Source organism: Methylobacterium segetis (assembly GCF_004348265.1).
GTDB lineage: Bacteria > Pseudomonadota > Alphaproteobacteria > Rhizobiales > Beijerinckiaceae > Methylobacterium > Methylobacterium segetis.
This window is the reverse complement of record NZ_SMNT01000247.1, coordinates 1-1656: the sequence shown is the minus strand read 5'-3', so window position 1 is coordinate 1656 and position 1656 is coordinate 1. Positions and strand designations below refer to the sequence as shown.

Sequence of the window (1656 nt, the reverse complement as noted above, 5' to 3'; positions counted from 1 at the left end):
TCCTCGGCCTGAAGCCGCACGGCGAGGCCGCCATCCTGGTTGGTGCCGGTGCTGGCATCGTTCGGGTTGTTGTTGCCGACCTCGGCCGAGGTGAAGGTCAGGCGGATCTGGCCGGCCGACGCCGCGGAGACGTTGACAATGTCGTCGCCCGCGCCGAGATCGATCGCGTCGCTGCCGTCCGTCGACACGTTGAAGATTGCAGTGTCGTTGCCTGCGCCACCGAAGATGGTGTCGGTGCCCGCCCCGCCGATAAAGCTGTCGTTGCCGTCGAGGCCCGAGAGGGTGTCGTTGCCGGCGCCGCCCACGAGGAAGTCGTTGGCCGTGCCCCCGGTGATGGTGTCGTTCCCCTGGCCGCCGTTGATGTAGTAGGAGCGCGAGCCCTGCACGGCCGTCAGGATGTCGTCGGCCTGCGTGCCGAGCGTAACGACCTCGAAGGCGTCGCCCCGCTGCACGCCGGAGACGAGGTCCCGCACGTCGAAGGTCGTTCCGGCCGCGGCCACGAAGGTGATGCCCTCGTCGTCGAACCGGCTGACGAGGCCCGCGAGGGCGCCGGCCGCATCCTCGGCCTGAAGCCGCACGGCGAGGCCGCCATCCTGGTTGGTGCCGGTGCTGGCATCGTTCGGGTTGTTGTTGCCGACCTCGGCCGAGGTGAAGGTCAGGCGGATCTGGCCGGCCGACGCCGCGGAGACGTTGACAATGTCGTCGCCCGCGCCGAGATCGATCGCGTCGCTGCCGTCCGTCGACACGTTGAAGATTGCAGTGTCGTTGCCTGCGCCACCGAAGATGGTGTCGGTGCCCGCCCCGCCGATAAAGCTGTCGTTGCCGTCGAGGCCCGAGAGGGTGTCGTTGCCGGCGCCGCCCACGAGGAAGTCGTTGGCCGTGCCCCCGGTGATGGTGTCGTTCCCCTGGCCGCCGTTGATGTAGTAGGAGCGCGAGCCCTGCACGGCCGTCAGGATGTCGTCGGCCTGCGTGCCGAGCGTAACGACCTCGAAGGCGTCGCCCCGCTGCACGCCGGAGACGAGGTCCCGCACGTCGAAGGTCGTTCCGGCCGCGGCCACGAAGGTGATGCCCTCGTCGTCGAACCGGCTGACGAGGCCCGCGAGGGCGCCGGCCGCATCCTCGGCCTGAAGCCGCACGGCGAGGCCGCCATCCTGGTTGGTGCCGGTGCTGGCATCGTTCGGGTTGTTGTTGCCGACCTCGGCCGAGGTGAAGGTCAGGCGGATCTGGCCGGCCGACGCCGCGGAGACGTTGACAATGTCGTCGCCCGCGCCGAGATCGATCGCGTCGCTGCCGTCCGTCGACACGTTGAAGATTGCAGTGTCGTTGCCTGCGCCACCGAAGATGGTGTCGGTGCCCGCCCCGCCGATAAAGCTGTCGTTGCCGTCGAGGCCCGAGAGGGTGTCGTTGCCGGCGCCGCCCACGAGGAAGTCGTTGGCCGTGCCGCCGGTGACGATGTCGTTGCCCTGGCCAGCATTGATGTAGGTCGGCCGGGCCGGGTCGAGGGCCGTGATCGTGTCCGATTCCGAGGTTCCAAGGGTGACCACCTCGAAGCGGTCGCCCCGCTGCACGCCCGAGACCAGATCCCGCACGTCGAAGGTCAGGCCGGGCGTGGCCGAGACGAAGCTGATGCCCTCGTCATCAAACCGGCTGACCGGG

1 protein-coding gene is annotated in these 1656 nt (G+C 69.0%); it reads right to left on the bottom strand.

Going from position 1 to position 1656, the window contains the following annotated elements; all coding sequences use genetic code 11:
- On the bottom strand, positions 1-1656 hold a 1656-nt coding region (locus tag E1J50_RS26445), incomplete at both ends, for a calcium-binding protein (RefSeq protein ID WP_132257234.1).